The sequence below is a fragment of the Gemmatimonadaceae bacterium genome, from assembly GCA_020851035.1.
GTDB lineage: Bacteria > Gemmatimonadota > Gemmatimonadetes > Gemmatimonadales > Gemmatimonadaceae > JACMLX01.
In genome coordinates this window covers 175,944-190,841 of sequence record JADZDM010000001.1, presented here as the reverse complement: position 1 = coordinate 190,841, position 14,898 = coordinate 175,944, and the positions used below count along the sequence as shown (strand labels likewise).

The 14,898-nt window shown below is 67.4% G+C and carries 13 protein-coding genes; 10 read left to right on the top strand and 3 right to left on the bottom strand.

What is annotated here, in order from left to right; genetic code table 11:
* Window positions 1–336 precede the first annotated feature (336 nt).
* The 6 genes from IT355_00825 to IT355_00800 all read left to right on the top strand — a co-directional run bounded on the left by IT355_00825 (window position 337) and on the right by IT355_00800 (window position 5,843).
* Window positions 337–819, top strand: coding sequence for a hypothetical protein (locus IT355_00825; GenBank protein ID MCC7051776.1), 483 nt, complete (start codon window positions 337–339; stop codon window positions 817–819).
* 407 nt (window positions 820–1,226) lie between these two features.
* Complete coding sequence (locus IT355_00820; protein MCC7051775.1) at window positions 1,227–3,557, top strand: beta-N-acetylhexosaminidase; 2,331 nt, start codon at window positions 1,227–1,229, stop codon at window positions 3,555–3,557.
* A 147-nt stretch (window positions 3,558–3,704) separates the two neighbouring features.
* Window positions 3,705–3,944, top strand: a complete 240-nt coding sequence (locus IT355_00815) for a DUF433 domain-containing protein (protein MCC7051774.1) — start codon at window positions 3,705–3,707, stop codon at window positions 3,942–3,944.
* A 56-nt stretch (window positions 3,945–4,000) separates the two neighbouring features.
* Complete coding sequence (locus IT355_00810) at window positions 4,001–4,324, top strand: hypothetical protein (protein ID MCC7051773.1); 324 nt, start codon at window positions 4,001–4,003, stop codon at window positions 4,322–4,324.
* 176 nt (window positions 4,325–4,500) lie between these two features.
* Window positions 4,501–4,677: a hypothetical protein gene (locus tag IT355_00805; protein MCC7051772.1), complete on the top strand. Its 177-nt coding sequence runs from the start codon at window positions 4,501–4,503 to the stop codon at window positions 4,675–4,677.
* 347 nt (window positions 4,678–5,024) lie between these two features.
* The gene (locus IT355_00800) at window positions 5,025–5,843 is read left to right on the top strand and encodes an alpha/beta hydrolase (GenBank protein MCC7051771.1); all 819 of its coding nucleotides are present in this window, start codon (window positions 5,025–5,027) and stop codon (window positions 5,841–5,843) included.
* An 18-nt stretch (window positions 5,844–5,861) separates the two neighbouring features.
* Here the strand turns inward: IT355_00800 and IT355_00795 are convergent, their stop codons facing one another.
* Entirely contained in the window at window positions 5,862–6,293 is a 432-nt protein-coding gene (locus IT355_00795; GenBank protein MCC7051770.1) for a Dabb family protein, read from the bottom strand.
* 145 nt (window positions 6,294–6,438) lie between these two features.
* On the opposite strand from IT355_00795, the gene IT355_00790 reads away from it, so the two are divergent.
* On the top strand, window positions 6,439–7,605 hold the full coding sequence (locus IT355_00790; GenBank protein ID MCC7051769.1) for an ATP-binding protein: 1,167 nt from the start codon (window positions 6,439–6,441) through the stop codon (window positions 7,603–7,605).
* Window positions 7,606–7,665: 60 nt separating this feature from the next.
* Here the strand turns inward: IT355_00790 and IT355_00785 are convergent, their stop codons facing one another.
* Window positions 7,666–8,901 carry a lactonase family protein gene (locus IT355_00785; protein ID MCC7051768.1) on the bottom strand — a complete coding sequence of 412 codons (1,236 nt, stop codon included), beginning with the start codon at window positions 8,899–8,901 and terminating at the stop codon, window positions 7,666–7,668.
* A 107-nt stretch (window positions 8,902–9,008) separates the two neighbouring features.
* A complete protein-coding gene (msrA, locus tag IT355_00780; GenBank protein MCC7051767.1) occupies window positions 9,009–9,524 on the bottom strand; it encodes a peptide-methionine (S)-S-oxide reductase MsrA in 516 nt (171 codons plus the stop codon).
* Window positions 9,525–9,655: 131 nt separating this feature from the next.
* Here msrA and IT355_00775 point away from each other — a divergent pair, with 131 nt between their 5' ends.
* The 3 genes from IT355_00775 (at window position 9,656) to IT355_00765 (ending at window position 14,629) form a co-directional block, all read left to right on the top strand.
* Window positions 9,656–10,846, top strand: coding sequence for an AraC family transcriptional regulator (locus IT355_00775; GenBank protein ID MCC7051766.1), 1,191 nt, complete (start codon window positions 9,656–9,658; stop codon window positions 10,844–10,846).
* A 173-nt stretch (window positions 10,847–11,019) separates the two neighbouring features.
* Window positions 11,020–12,618: a beta-lactamase family protein gene (locus tag IT355_00770; GenBank protein ID MCC7051765.1), complete on the top strand. Its 1,599-nt coding sequence runs from the start codon at window positions 11,020–11,022 to the stop codon at window positions 12,616–12,618.
* A 139-nt stretch (window positions 12,619–12,757) separates the two neighbouring features.
* On the top strand, window positions 12,758–14,629 hold the full coding sequence (locus tag IT355_00765) for a family 43 glycosylhydrolase (protein ID MCC7051764.1): 1,872 nt from the start codon (window positions 12,758–12,760) through the stop codon (window positions 14,627–14,629).
* Window positions 14,630–14,898 lie beyond the last annotated feature (269 nt).

Sequence of the window (14,898 nt, the reverse complement as noted above, 5' to 3'; positions counted from 1 at the left end):
TTGCGGTTCACACTGGCCCGAAACCCATCGGCATCATCGCTTCAACGCGATGAGTGCACTGTCACCGAATCCCCCGGCAACCTTTCTCTCGGCGGAGGTTGGAAGCCAGGCGCACCCTATGTCATCTGGCTTTGCTGGATCGGTCTTGCGCTAAGCCTGTGAATTCGCACGTCTAACAAGGACACGAGCCTGACGGAGAACCAGAAGTCTCGGTACGTACGAGAATCTTCAGGCGCGCACACCGCAGACTATGCTTGGTATTAGACCGCTGCGAAGTGAATATTTGAACAGTTGGCGCGGGTTCCGAATCAGTTAGTGCGTCACCTGACTTCGTCAATGGGCGAGGGCACCAATATGGCCAAGACAAGACGTGAGATGCGTGCACAGCAGATTCTCAGGGACACTGATGGCCCTCCAAAGAGTGGGACTGCAGTGTCGTCTCCCAAGAAGGCTGCGGACTTCTATAAGTCAGGACCAACAGTGAAAGTTGGGATGTTCCTTGTGCAGGTCGCCGCGTTCGCTTTGCTGGTGATGACTGTCTGGCTGTTGTGGAAGATCATAGGGGGTGCCGCGTTCAACGAGTCAGGTACCTGGACGCTTGTGATGCCGAAGCGGGAAGGTCACGCGCTTCTGTGGTGTTGGGTTATCTGGGTGATGGTTCCACCGGCTTGGTTCGCGTTCGAGTACTTCTTCCTCTATGATCGCGAAAAGGGGAGGTCGCACTTTGAGGAGTTTAAGTATGGACAGGAAGTAGTCGCGAAAGCTTGGGCCACACTTGTGGTTGTTGTCGGCGGTGTGCTCTACAAGTCGCTTACCTGACCTGCGGGCTAGAGTGGTGCCGCTTCTTTTAGGTTGCGCCGCGAGTTTTTCGGTGAATCGCCGAGGTCGACTTCTCATGCGTGCGGATCTGAGTGCTCCGCGTGACCTTATGAAGCGCGACTCGCGGCTTGATTCGGAGCGGAACGGCCTTCTAACGCCTGCATGCGACGGCAGAGCACACGACATTGCACTCGGTGCAGTCTTTGCGGTGCGGGTGCTCTGCAGTCAATGCTGGCGTTAAGCCTCGGCTGGCAATCCGGTTTTTTCATTGAGTGCTTCTGAGGAGGGCGTTGTCATTGTCGACGCAACCTTTCTCCGCCACCTCGCGGCGGAGAAGATGCAACCGTTGTTGCATTCGATCGGCTCGCGCCGATCAGTCGGGATTTGTCCGCGACACAGCTTCCGAGATGATCGCGTTCCGCCACCGTGGGAGGACACGAACGGCACTCGCCCGCCTTGCCGCATTCCTGATCGCGCTGGCCGGCGCGCTCCCCGCACAACCGGCGCCACGCGGCGCTGACGCGCTTCTGCCGCGCGCATCTCAGGCGGAGCCAGCCCGCGGTCAACCGCCCTTCGTCCTGCCGCCGTCCGTGGCCCTCGTCGTGCCATCCAACGCGCCGACACTGCGCGCGCTGGCTGCGCAATTCGCGGCCCGACTCCGGACCAAGTCAGGCGTCGCGGTACGCGTCACCGCCAGCCCGCCGCAAGCCCGCGATGCACGCTACATCACGCTGGACACGGGCCTCGTCCACCGAACCGCCGAGGCGTACGAGCTGGCCGTGGACAGCCAGCGGGTGCTGGTCCGCGGTGCCGGTGTGGCCGGCGCACGATGGGGGTTGGAGACGCTGTTGCAACTCCTCGAATCCGCTGAACGCCGCGGTCGGTGGCAGGTCGCCGCCACCCGCATCACCGACGCCCCCGCCTTCCCCTGGCGTGGCTCCATGATCGACGCCGGCCGCCACTTCTTCCCCGTGCGCGACATCGAGCGACACATCGACCTGCTCGCGCGCTACAAGATGAACGTCCTCCACTGGCACCTGACCGAGGACCAGGGGTGGCGCATCGAGATCAAGCGCTACCCCAACCTGACCCGCATCGGCGCATGGCGGCGCGAAGCCGATGGCTCGCGCTCCGGCGGGTACTACACCCAGGCGCAGATCCGGCATGTGGTGCGCTATGCGACTGCGCGCGGCATCACCGTCGTGCCGGAGATCGAGATCCCGGGCCACTCCTCGGCAGCCATCGCCTCCTACCCCTCGCTGGGCTGCACCAACGACACCATCCAGGTGCCGCATACCTGGGGCGTGTTCGCCGACGTGTACTGCGTGGGCAAGCCGGAGACCTTCACCTTCCTCTTCAACGTGCTGGACGAGGTGATCGCGCTCTTCCCCTCCCCGTACATCCACATCGGTGGCGACGAGGCACCCAAGGAGCGCTGGAAGGCCTGTGCCGCCTGCCAGGCGGTGATGCAGCGCGAAGGACTGGCCAACGAAGAGGAGCTGCAGAGCTGGTTCCTGCGCCGCATCGCAGACCACGTGGCGAAACGCGGCCGTCGCATCATCGGATGGGACGAGGTGCTCGATGGGAGCTACGTGCCTGGCGGCGTGGTGCAGTCGTGGCGCGACACCGCCTTCACGCGCGCCGCGGTCACGCGCGGCTTCGACGTGATCGCCTCCCCCAGCGACTTCACCTACCTCAATCGCTCGGCGGGCGAGCTGACGCTGCGGGATGTGTACGCCTTCAACCCCGTGCCCGCCGGCCTGCGCGACGAGCAGCGGGCACGCATCCTCGGCGGCGAGGCACCGTTGTGGAGCGAGCACATCACCAGCGGTGCAAACGTGGAGCTGATGGCGCTGCCGCGGCTCCTCGCGTTCGCCGAGTTGCTGTGGAGTGGTCCGGGGGGTGACCAGGCGGCCTTCGCGCAGCGAGTGGCCACAGTGCACGCGCCGTCGCTGTCGCGGGCCGGGTACGCCATCGGTCCCGATGCCTCGCCGCTGGTGTCGATGCGGATCACGTATGACACCGTGAGCGGACGGGCGCAGCTGCGCCTTCCCGTGCTGGCGGACGGCCTCGTGATGCGCGCCTCCACCAATGGCTCGCCGCCATCGGCGCGGTCACCGGTGCTGCGTGACGGCGCGCTGCTGCGCCCGACGGGGCTCACGCGACTGCAGGCGTTCCTGGGCAGCTCACCGGTGCGCGAGGAGCGGCGCGTGCAGGGGGTGCAGCATCGCGCAGTCGGGGCCAGTGTGCGCAGCGTGCCGGCGGCTGATGCGCGGTATCCCGGCACCGGCGGCCGCAGCCTCACGGACGGCCTGCTGGGCAGCACCGAGCACGCGGATGGCATCTGGCAGGGGTGGGAGAAGCCCGAGGTCTCGTTCGAGGTGGCGTTGCCTGAGCCGGTGCGTGGGGCGACGCTGGATGCGCGGTTCCTGCAGAACGTGCGCAGCTGGATCCTGCTGCCGCGCGAGGTGACGGTGTCGTGGTCGGCGGATGGCAGCACATGGAGTGAGCCGGTGGTGCTCACGCATCAGGTGCCGGTGGCGCGGGAGGGGGCGTTCACGCGGGCGTTCGTGGCGCAGGCGCCGAGTGCGATGGATGCCCGGCATCTCCGGGTGGTGGCGCGTGGCGCGACACTGCCGGCGGAGCATCCCGGTGCGGGCGGGGCGGCGTGGGTGTTCGTTGATGAGCTGGTGGTGCGCGCGGGGGCGGGTAGGCGGGCACAACGGGCGTCGCGGTGAGCGGCGCCTTTCCTGACTGGTTGCGAGCGATCGACGTGCAGCTCTACCCGTAGGGTCCGAGGTGCCTCCCACGGGCTCCACACCAGGGCGTCGCTCGGCCCGCACCTTCGGGGTATGTTTCCACGAGCCTCGCCATGGAGCCCCCCGATGAATTGGCAGCCCTATATCACGACCACGGCCGACATTGCCGGCGGCAAGCCGCTCGTGCAGGGCACGCGGCTGACCGTGGAGTTCATCCTCGGTCTCTTTGCCGCGGGTTGGACATCGGCGCAGGTGTTGGAGAATTACCCGTCCCTCAGCGCTGACGCGCTGCGCGCCGTCTTTGCCTATTCCGCCGAAATCCTGCATGACGAGGCGTTGTACTCGCTGCGGTTCGACGCGGCGTGACTGCGCCGGGCGCGGCGTGCCCGTTGCTGGCTGACGAGAATGTCCCGCGAGCGGCGGTGGACTACCTCCGCGCACGGGGCTTTGACGTACTCTGGATCGCGGAAGTCAGCCCGGGTGTTGGCGACGCAGACGTGCTCGCGCTCGGGCGGGCGGAGGCTCGCCTGACGTTCGGCTTTGATCTCGATCTGGCCGAGAGGATCGTTCGCGGCAGTGACGCGCCCCCACTCGGTCTGGTCCTGTTTCGCGGGGCACCGTCATCACCGACCGCACCCGGGGAGCAGCTGGCGGCATTGCTTGATCGTGAGGATCTCGAGCTCAGCGGGCGGATCACGGTTGTGAAAGGTGAGCAGGTGCGCCAGCGGCCGTTCCCGCGCGTCTAGCACCAGAGATTTCGCCCGCTGTCTCACCCGCTTGTTCGTATCCATGAGCGCACCACTTCAAGCTCCCGATCGCCGGGACCCGATTCCACTGGACCTTCCTCGACCGACGCGCATTCCTGTCCGGCGAGCTCACCCTCCGCATCCTGAACACGCGCGACAAGCGTGACCAGACGCTCGTGATCTTCCGGGACGGCAAGATCTCCGACGGCTGGGCGATGATCGGCGAGATGCCGCGCGACAGCGGCGTCTACTGCGGGTTCGAGACGCAGGAACGCGTTCCGACGACCGTCGGCGATTCCATCGTCATCACCCTGGTGGCACGGGAGGACCTGCGCGGTCGTGGCCCGCACTGATCGAGGCGTGGCGTGCCGCGGAGCGGCCGGTCGAGTTCCACTTGTACGAGCAGGGCGGCCACGGCTCCGGCATGTACCCCAAGACCACCACGAGCACCGGATGGTTCGAGGCCTTCGTGGCGCGCATGGGGATGCACGGATGGCTGAAGCCGGCTAGCTGATCGGCCCAGTCCGTCGGCTTCGCCAGCCGCCGACGCCGCACGCCGCTTGACGAAGCGTCGGGAAGTCACGAGCGTGTATGTGACCCTTCACCAGACCCGGTCATGTGGCGAATGATGGTCGGCGCAGGACTCGCCCTAGCATGCAGCGCGCCGCTGGACGCACAACCCGAAGCGCCACACCGGATCATGGTGCGGGGCGTCGAGCTCCACTACATCGAGCGCGGAAACGGGGTCCCGTTGGTGTTGCTGCACGGCGGCCAGGGTGACTATCGCGCGTGGGGCCCGCATATGGAGGCGCTGGCGCCGCACTTCCGCGTGATCTCGTACAGTCGCCGCTATCACTATCCGAACCACAACCCGATCGCGGCCGACCACAACGCGCTCGTCGATGCCGAGGACCTGGCCGCGCTGATCACGGAACTGCGCCTCGGCCCCGTGCACCTGGTCGGCACGTCGTATGGGGCCTTCACTGCCCTGGCCCTCGCGATGGCGCACCCGACCATGGTCAGGTCGCTCGTACTGGCCGAGGCCCCCATCCTGGGCTGGGCGACGCACGATTCAGTGGCGTCGGGCCTGTATCGCGACTTCCTGGCCGCGACGCACGTACCTGCCGCCCGCGCATTCGCTGCCGGCGATGACGAGGGTGCCATTCGTGCATTCCTCGACGCGTTCGACGGCCCAGGCACCTTCGCCGCTCTGCCGCCGGAACGGCGGGTCTCGATCATGCAGAACGCCGACTACTTCAAGGCCATCACGCGCGCGACCGACCCGTACCCGGATGTCGCGAAAGACGCTGTGGCCAGGGTGAGGGTCCCGGCACTCGTGGTGCGTGGCGCGCAGACGCACGCGCTGGACATCTACGTCGCCGACGAACTGGCCCGGGTGCTGCCGCACGCGCAGACCGTCGTCATCCCGAATGCCGGTCACGGATCGCCGCGCCAGCAACCGAAGGCGTTTCTCGAGGCCGTGTTCGCGTTCCTGCACATCGACGGTGCCACGAAGTGACCCGCACGATTTGCGGCATCACCGCGTCCAGTAGTCGATCACGAACACGTCGTCGAGGATCGGCGACAGCAGCCTGCCGAACGCCACGTGATCCGGATGCACGAGGTACCCGTCACGATCCGCGTCGCTGCCGAAGCGGAGCACGAACGCGTGCGTGAAGCCCTTGTTGAGCTTCTCGGGACTGACGTTCGTGCCCCACGAGAACTCGCGGATCGTGGGGATCTTCGTTCGCAGCGCCCCGAACGCCGCGACGACGGAGTCGATCTGCGGCTTGGTGGCCGACGCCTTGAACTTGAACGAGACCACATGCATCAGCGTGGGAGCATTCGCCGCCTGCGCCGCGACGGACCTGGCGGGAAGGACCGTCGCCAGCAGGGCGAATGCGAGGGCGATGAGCGTCTTGGCGTGCTTCATGAGCCGGTGGGTGAAGGAGAGCGGAATGTGCGTCACGGCCGCGAGGGGACGTGACTGTCTCGCCGGCCTCATCCGGACCGTACTCACCGGGTGAGACGCCGCAGCTGGTTTCGTGCCTTTCCGCAAAAGGGATGGCTATTTTTCTTGCAAACCTAACGATAACAGTTAGTATTTCAAGGAAATGAGCATCCGCCGCGAAGCCTACCTCCGAATCATAAAGGCGCGCCTCCACGACAACCCGATCGTGTCGCTGGTCGGGCCACGCCAGGCCGGCAAGACTACGCTCGCCCGGACTTTCTCGGAAGAGTCCGCCACCGAGGTCCACGTCTTCGACCTCGAGTCGCCGACGGACGTTGCCCGGCTCGCCAACCCGGAGCTCGTCCTGCGGCCGCTGACCGGGCTGGTCGTCCTCGACGAGATGCAGCGCCGGCCCGACCTGTTCCCGCTGCTGCGGGTGCTCGCGGACCGCCCCGACACACCCGCGCGCTTCCTGATCCTCGGGAGCGCCTCGCCCGCGCTGATGAAGGACAGCAGCGAGAGTCTCGCCGGCCGGGTGTCGTTCATCGACGTCACGGGCTTCTCGCTGGCGGAACTTGGCACCGACGCGTTGCCACGACTCTGGTGGCGCGGCGGGTTCCCGCGTTCCACGCTCGCCAGCTCCGACGCGGCTGCGCGCCAGTGGCTCGAGGACTTCCGCCGGACCTTCCTGGAGCGCGACATCCCGCAGCTCGGCATCCAGGTGCCCGCCGCGACACTGGGCCGGTTCTGGACGATGATCGCGCACTACCACGGACAGGTGCTCAACCTGGCGGAGCTGGCGCGCGCGCTGGGATCATCGGAACCAACGGCGCGGCGCTATCTGGACATCCTCTGCGGCACCTTCGTCGTGCGCCAGCTGCCACCGTGGTTCGAGAACCTCAGGAAGCGCCAGGTACGGTCGCCAAAGGTCTACGTGCGCGACTCCGGATTGCTCCATGCGCTGCTCGGCATTCCCGACGCGCCGGGGCTGCAGTCGCACCCGAAAGTGGGCGCGTCATGGGAAGGCTTCTGCCTGCAGCAGATTCTCGCGGTGTGCGGTGACCGGGATGCGTATTTCTGGGGCACCCACGGCGGCGCAGAGCTCGACCTGCTCCTGCACCACGCTGGCCGCCGGCTTGGCGTCGAGTTCAAGTACTCGGACCAGCCGGGCACCACGAAGTCCATGCGCACGGCGCTCGCGGACCTCACGCTCGACCATCTCTACGTGGTCCATCCCGGCACGCACGACTTCCCGCTGGACGACACAATCACGGCCGTCACGCTGCCACGCCTGATCGGGATCCTGCGATCCGAGGCTGTCCAGGCCTGAACAACGGGCAGCAGTGTGTCGTCACTCGCGCATCGCGACGTCGCGCGATGACAGATCACGTCATCGCCCGGCAACCGGCATCCAGGCGATGCTCACCGGCTTCGACACGCGCAACTCATGCCCCGTGGGCGTGAGCCGGCCTGTCGCGCGATCGATGCGGAAGACGACGATGTTGTCCGACTTCTGGTGCTCCACGAGCAGGAACCCGCCGGTGGGATCGAGCTTGAAGTCGCGTGGCCAGTCACCGAGCGAGGGGGTGACATCGAGCAGGGTGAGCCGGCCGGACGTGGCGTCGACCGCGAAGACCGCGATGCTGTTGTGGCCGCGGTTGGCGACGTACACGAAGCGGCCGTCCGCGCTCGCCTGGATCTCCGCCGTGTTGTTCTCACCGGTGAATCCCTCCGGCACCGTGCGCAGCGTCTGCACCGGCGAGAGCGCACCGGTGGCCGCGGCGTGCCTGAACACGGTCACGGTGGACGCGAGTTCGTTGTTGACGTACGCGTAACGATTGGAGGGGTGGAATGCGATGTGGCGCGGCCCGCTGCCGGGGGGCAGCTGGCCCGGCGGCGCGGCGTTCAGCGTGAGCGCGCCTGTCGCGGCGTTCACGCGGTACACGCGCACCTGGTCGATGCCGAGGTCCGCGACATACACGCGCCGCCTGGCGGGCGACTCGGCAATCCAGTGCGCATGCGGCCCCCGCTGGTTCGCGTGCGGCCCTGAGCCGGCATGCGCGATCGTGGACGCCACGGTGAGCGTCCCATTCGTTGCGATCCGATAGCTGGCGATGCTGCCGCCGGAATAGTTGGCGACGAAGAGATGCCGGCCCGACGCGTCCACCGAGACGTGGCACGGATCCTGGCCGAACGACGACAGCGTGCCGATCGCCGTGAGCTGGCCACCGGCCCCGATGCGGTACGCCGTGATCGCGCCCGTGGCCTGGCCCATGTGATCGCCCACCTCACTGACCGCGTAGGCGAAGCGACCGCCCGGGTGCACGGTGACATACGACGGGTTGACCGCCGTCGCGACCAGCACCGGCGCCGCGAGCGCGCCCGTCGTGGCGTCGAACTCCGCGCGATAGATGCCGGCGCTGGTGCAGTCGCTCTTCTCAGCGCAGGCCCACCCCTGCGTGTAGGTGCCGATGTAGAGCGCGTAGGGTTTCGTGTCCCGGGCGGGCTGCCGCACCTGGGCGACGGCGGGCCGCCCGCAGGCGGCGAGCGCAAGGAGCACGCCGACCACGGTCGCCACGGACGCTGGCGCAACGTGCCGGGCAGGGAGCGTGGTGTGCTGGGTCATGCAGGAAATGTAGCCGCGTGCCGAGCGTCGCTCAGTCGCGCGGCACGATGGCATGCGCCACGGCCCGCCGCGATGATCGGGTCAGCGGACCACGGCGCCAGACAGCGTCAGTCACGCAGCCAGTGACAGGTGTAGCCGTTGGGATGCTTGCGCAGGTAGTCCTGGTGGTACGCCTCGGCCGAGTACCATGTGGACGCCGGCTCGATGCTCGTCGTGACCGGACGTGGCCACCTGGCCGACGCGTTCACCCGCGCGATCACGGCTTCGGCCGTTGCCTTCTGCGCGTCGGACTGCGGGAAGATGGCCGAGCGATACTGCGTGCCGACGTCATTGCCCTGCCGGTTCAGCGTGGTCGGATCATGCAACCGGAAGAACCACTGCTCCAGCAGCGTCTCGAAGCTGAGCACCGACGGATCGAACGTCACGCGGATGGCCTCGGCATGGCCGGACTTGCTGTCGTGCGTGTCGTGGTACGTCGGGTTCTCCAGCCAGCCTCCGGTGTAGCCGACGTCCGTCTCGCGGATGCCGGGCACGTCACGCAGGATCTCCTCGACGCCCCAGAAGCAGCCACCGGCGAGCACCGCGACCTCCAGCGTCCCGCCGTCATCCTGTCCGTCTGCCATCACTCATGCTCCAGGTCGTGGGTGACTGCCGGAGCGTGACGCGCCGGCAGGTGTCGAGGGTTCCCCTTATATGTCCAGGAGTGCCGCTGCAAGTTCCCTCCGCACCTCGTGGCACGCCACCGCTTCCCCCCATGACTTTCGGCGCCTACTCCTTGGCACTGGGCATCGCCGCCGCCAACGGCGTCTTGCTGTCGCTGCTGCTGCTCCACTCGAGCGGCCGCCACCGCGGCTCCCCGTGGCTGGCCGCGCTGACCGCAGGACTCGCCCTGCGGCTCTTGCCATACATCCTCGGCTTTGCCGGTGCGTACGACCTGCATCCCGCGCTGACCTTCGCGCCGTTCGACACCACGCTGGCGTGGGGCCCCCTGCTGTGGGTGTACGTGGTCGTGCTCTCGACCGGCGCACTGCCGGAACGCTGGCGCTGGCACGTCGTGCCGTTCCTGGTACAGCTGCTCTATCAATGCGTCGCGTTCGCGTTGCCGCCGGCGATGAAGTGGGACTGGTACGGTGGGGCCCACCTGCAGGTCATCGAGCCGGTCGGCGCCGTGCTGGTGCTGGCGTCATTGGGCCTGTATGGCTTCGCGGCGTGGCGGCAGTACGAACGGTGGCAGGCGTGGCTGGACGCGAACCTGAGCAACCGCGAGGAGAGCCGGCTGGGCTGGCTGCGGCTGATCCTGGCCGGGTTCGGCGTCACCGGTGGCATCGGCGTCCTGCTGATGGTCGTGCACCTCGCGATCACGCCGCTGGACTACTTCGCACGAATGCCGGTGGTCGCGGCCCTCGCCCTGCTGGCCTACCTGATCGCGCTGCTGGGGTACCGGTTCGGAGGTCAGGCGATCGCGATGACCGCGGTGGCGGCCGCGAGCGCGCCGGCCGCCGTCGCCGATGCGCCCGAACCGCCAGAGGCCGCGCCGGCAGCTCCCGATCTCGCCGCCGGGACCGCGCGTGCAGCGACCAAGGACTACGCCGGCGAGGCCGCCGCCTGGCGTACCCGCGTCCGGACGGCCGGGTGGCACCGTGACCCCGCGCTCACGGCCACGAGGCTGGCCGAGCTGCTGCAGGTGTCCACGCGATCGCTCTCGCGCACGCTGAACGAGGGACTCGGCGAGTCATTCAACGACTTCATCAACCGCATCCGGGTGGAGGAGGCGGTGGCGATCCTGGCCCGGCCGGGCGCGCCGGATGTGCTGCGGGTGGCGTTCGACGTGGGCTTCGCAAGCAAGGCGTCGTTCAACCGGGCGTTCCGGCGGCACGCGGGCGCCACACCGACGGCCATTCGCGACGGACAGCCCTCACCGGCGTCTCAGCTTCCGCCAACCTGACGGGCTGGCGCATCGCGCGACGCAATTCCGCGGAGCGGAGTCCACTGTGTCCGGACACCCGCTGCCCGAGGCACAAGATGTCCGACTGTTCGACCAGACCTGCCCGCCCCGTTCGTTTCCCTCACGCTGCGGCGCACCATGCGTTGTTCGCGTGTGCACTGCTGCCTGCCACGATGGCAGCGCCGGTCGCCGCGCAGGCGCCCCGGTTCGTCGACAGCCTGTTCGCCGACATGCGCCGTCCCACCGGGCCCGGATGCGTGATCGCCCTCGACTCGGCGGGACGGCGGCGCTGGACCACCGTCTGGGGCCAGCGCGACCTCGAGCGCGGCGGCCGGAACGACAGCACCACCCGCTTCGAGGCCGGCAGCGTCTCGAAGCAGGTGACGGCGGCGGCGGTGGTGCTGCTGGCGCGCCAGGGCCGCCTGTCGCTGGATGACGACGTGCGCCGCTGGATTCCCGAGCTGCCCGACCTGGGGCGCGTGACGGTGCGAATGCTGCTCACCCATCAGAGCGGCTGGCGCGACTGGCGCAACCTGACCGAGATGACGCGGTGGACCAGCGAGGACGCCACCTGGACCAACGGCGACGTACTGGCGCTGCTCACCCGCCAGCGTGCGCTCAACTTCGAGCCAGGCTCGCAGTACGCGTACAGCAACACGAACTACGTGCTCGCAGCGATCCTGGTGGAGCGCGTCAGCGGGCAGTCACTGCGTGCCTTCACCACGGCGGCGCTCTTCGTGCCACTCGGCATGCGTGCCACCACCTGGCGCGACGAACCCGGCGCGCTGTTTCCGCGACGCGCGGCCGGTTACTCGCCGCGCGATGACGGCACGTTCCGCAACGACACGCCGATCGAGAGTGTGGTGGGGCCGAGCGGGCTGTTGACGACGGCCGGCGACCTGCAGCGCTGGCTGCACAACCTCGACACCGAAGCGGTCGGTGGGCCGGGATTCCGCGACGACATGGAGCGCGTCGGCGTGCTGACGTCGGGCCGTCCCACGGGCTACGCGATGGGGCTGGAGGTGAGCACGCTGGGCGGTCTGCGCGCGGTGAGCCACGCCGGCTGGACTGGCGGGTACGTGGCGTACGCCGGCCGCATGCCGTCACGCGCGCTCTCGCTGGTGATCCTGTGCAACGGCAGCGCGGTGAACACCGACGACCTGGGCCCGATCCTGCTCGCGCGCGCGGCGCGGGTGGCCGGTCCGCCACCGGAGGTGCGGCCGTCGCTTGGCGACACGCTCACCACCGGCCCTCAGGCGCAGATCGCTGGGCTGTTCCGCAACCAGCGGACTCGCGCGATCGTGACGGTGCGCGCCTTCGCGCGCGGCATCACGCTCAACACGTGGGTGGGGTACACTCCCGCGGGACCGGACCGCTATCGGAGCAACGATGGCGCACGCGAACTCATCGCCGAGCGTGACTCATCGGGGGCAGTGCCCGCATTCCGGCTGCGATCCACCGATGGTGACTCGGTGCGCTACGTGCGCCTCGCCGGGGACACGGCGACCGCGGGACAGCTGGCATCATTCGCCGGCCGCTACCACAACGCCGACACCGATGCGGCGATCACGATCGCGCTTGCCGGAGGCCGGCTGGTGGCGCAGCGCGGGGCCACGCTGCGCGACGATGTCGTGCCATACTTCCGCGACGGGTTCCGGGTGCCGTCGCAGTCGTGGGTGCTCACGTTCCAGCGTGACGGTGCCGGGGTCATCAGCGCGTTCGACCTCTCCCTGCCGCGCACGCGCCAGCTGGTCTTCACGCGGCAGCCCTGACCAGGCATCGTCAACCGCGTTCACGCGGGACGCGCGACACCGCGGGGCAGGACAATTCCGTGCGCTGGCCGACGACTGCGACAGCGGATACACTCCGGTGCGTCGTTGTAAGGGGTCCAGTCCACGAAACGGAAGTCAGATGAACAGCACACTTCCTGGTCTCACCGCGGTTGTTGCGAGTCTCCTTGCCGGACCGGTATTGGCGCAGGGTGCACGCACCACGTACGCCAATCCGCTCGACATCGACTATCGCTACAACTTCGAGCAGCAGCATGACGGCCTGTCATACCGCACCGGGGCCGACCCCGCCTTCGTGCTGCACAAGGGGAAGTACTACCTGTTCCAGACCCTGGCCGATGGGTACTGGTCGTCCGACGACCTGCTGAGGTGGCGCTTCATCACGCCCAGCCTGTGGTCACACGAAGGGGTGGTGGCGCCGGCGACGCTGTCCGATGGCGAGCGCCTGATCCTGATGCCATCGCAATCGCGCCCCGGGCCGATCTACAACATCACGGATCCTGAACACGGCAAGGTGGAATGGCTGAACCGCCAGGCGCCGATGCCGCCGAACGCCTTCGAGCCCGGCTGGGGGGCCCCGCTGCCCGCGGGCAAGCTGCCACCCGGCCCGTGGGATCCGGGGTTGTTCAAGGATGATGACGGCCGGTACTACCTGTACTGGGGTTCGTCGAACGTCCATCCGCTCTTTGCCAGCGAAGTCACCGCAGACATCAAGTTCCTCGGCGCACCGACACGCCTCTTCACGCTCGACCCGGCGCAGCATGGCTGGGAACGGTTCGGCCAGGACCACGCCGGCACCATCGACCCCTTCATGGAGGGGGCGTGGATGAACAAGGTGAACGGTCGCTACTACCTGCAGTATGGCGCACCGGGCACCGAGTACAACGCGTATGCCAATGGGACCTATGTGGCCGACAATCCCATGGGGCCGTTCACCTATGCGCGCTACAACCCCGTGGCGTACAAGCCGGGCGGCTTCGTGCAGGGTGCGGGGCATGGCAGCACATTCGCCGACAAGCATGGCAACTTCTGGAACAGTGGCACGCCGTGGCTTGGCAACATCTGGCCGTTCGAACGGCGCATCGGCCTCTGGCCCGCGAAGTTCGAGTCCGACGGGCAGATGTGGGTGGATACCCGCTTCGGCGATTTTCCCCACCATGTGCCGCAGCGCGCCAACCAGGACCCGTTCGAGCTGTTCACCGGCTGGATGCTGCTGAGTTACCGGAAGCCGGTCGTGGCATCCTCGACGATGGCCAACGTCGTTCCGATCGACGCGGCCTACCTGCGCAACCAGGGGCAGCCGAGCGCGCCCAACCTCGCAGTCGATGTTGCGGGTCGCAGCTATGGTCCCGACAACGTCAACGATGAGAACCCGCGCACATTCTGGGTTGCCGCCAGCACGGACGCGGGCCAGACCCTGACGATGGATCTGGGCGGCGTCAGGGCCGTTCGCGCGATTCAGGTGAACTTCGCTGAATACAATTCGAATCGTTTTGCTGACGCGGCGGATATCTACACGTCCTTCACGCTTGAAGGCTCGCTCGATGGCAAAGCGTGGTTCACGCTCGCCGACTGTTCGGATGAGAAACGCGATCGCCCGAACGCCTATTTCGAGACGACGCCAACCCCGGCGCGATTCATCCGCTATGTGCACGGACACATTGGTGGCGCCAATCTCGCCATCTCCGACCTGCGGGTGTTCGGCACTGCCGGCGGGCGCCCCCCAGCGGTGCCACGCGCCCTCGAGGTGACACGGCAGGCCGATGGCCGCAATGCGATCGTCAGGTGGCAGGCCGTGCGCGGTGCAGTGGGCTACAACATCCGCTGGGGCATTGCACCCGACCGTCTGTTCCTGACGTACCAGGTCTGGGGTGATGCACCCACCGCGAAGGAGATCCGCGCGCTGAACCTCGGCCAGGGCTACTGGTTCGCCATCGAAAGCTTCGACGAGAATGGCGTGTCACGACTCAGTGACGTCAGGCACGTTCCTTAGTTCGCGAGGCTTGCATCGGTGTGCGGGGGAGTAACAGGGTTCACGCGGAAAACGCGGAAAAACGCGGAAAGGGTCACGACGCTGTGCAACGCCCCCTCGCCCTCGGGGTGAAGGATTGGTAGAAACTGCGAGACCGAACACGCAGTTCCTACAAACCATCACCTGCACGGTGTGCAAGGACGGACCAGCGTCGTGACCCTTTCCGCGTTTTCCGCGTTTTCCGCGTGAACACTGTTGACGATCCCCCGAGCCACACAGCAGCCCGCTCC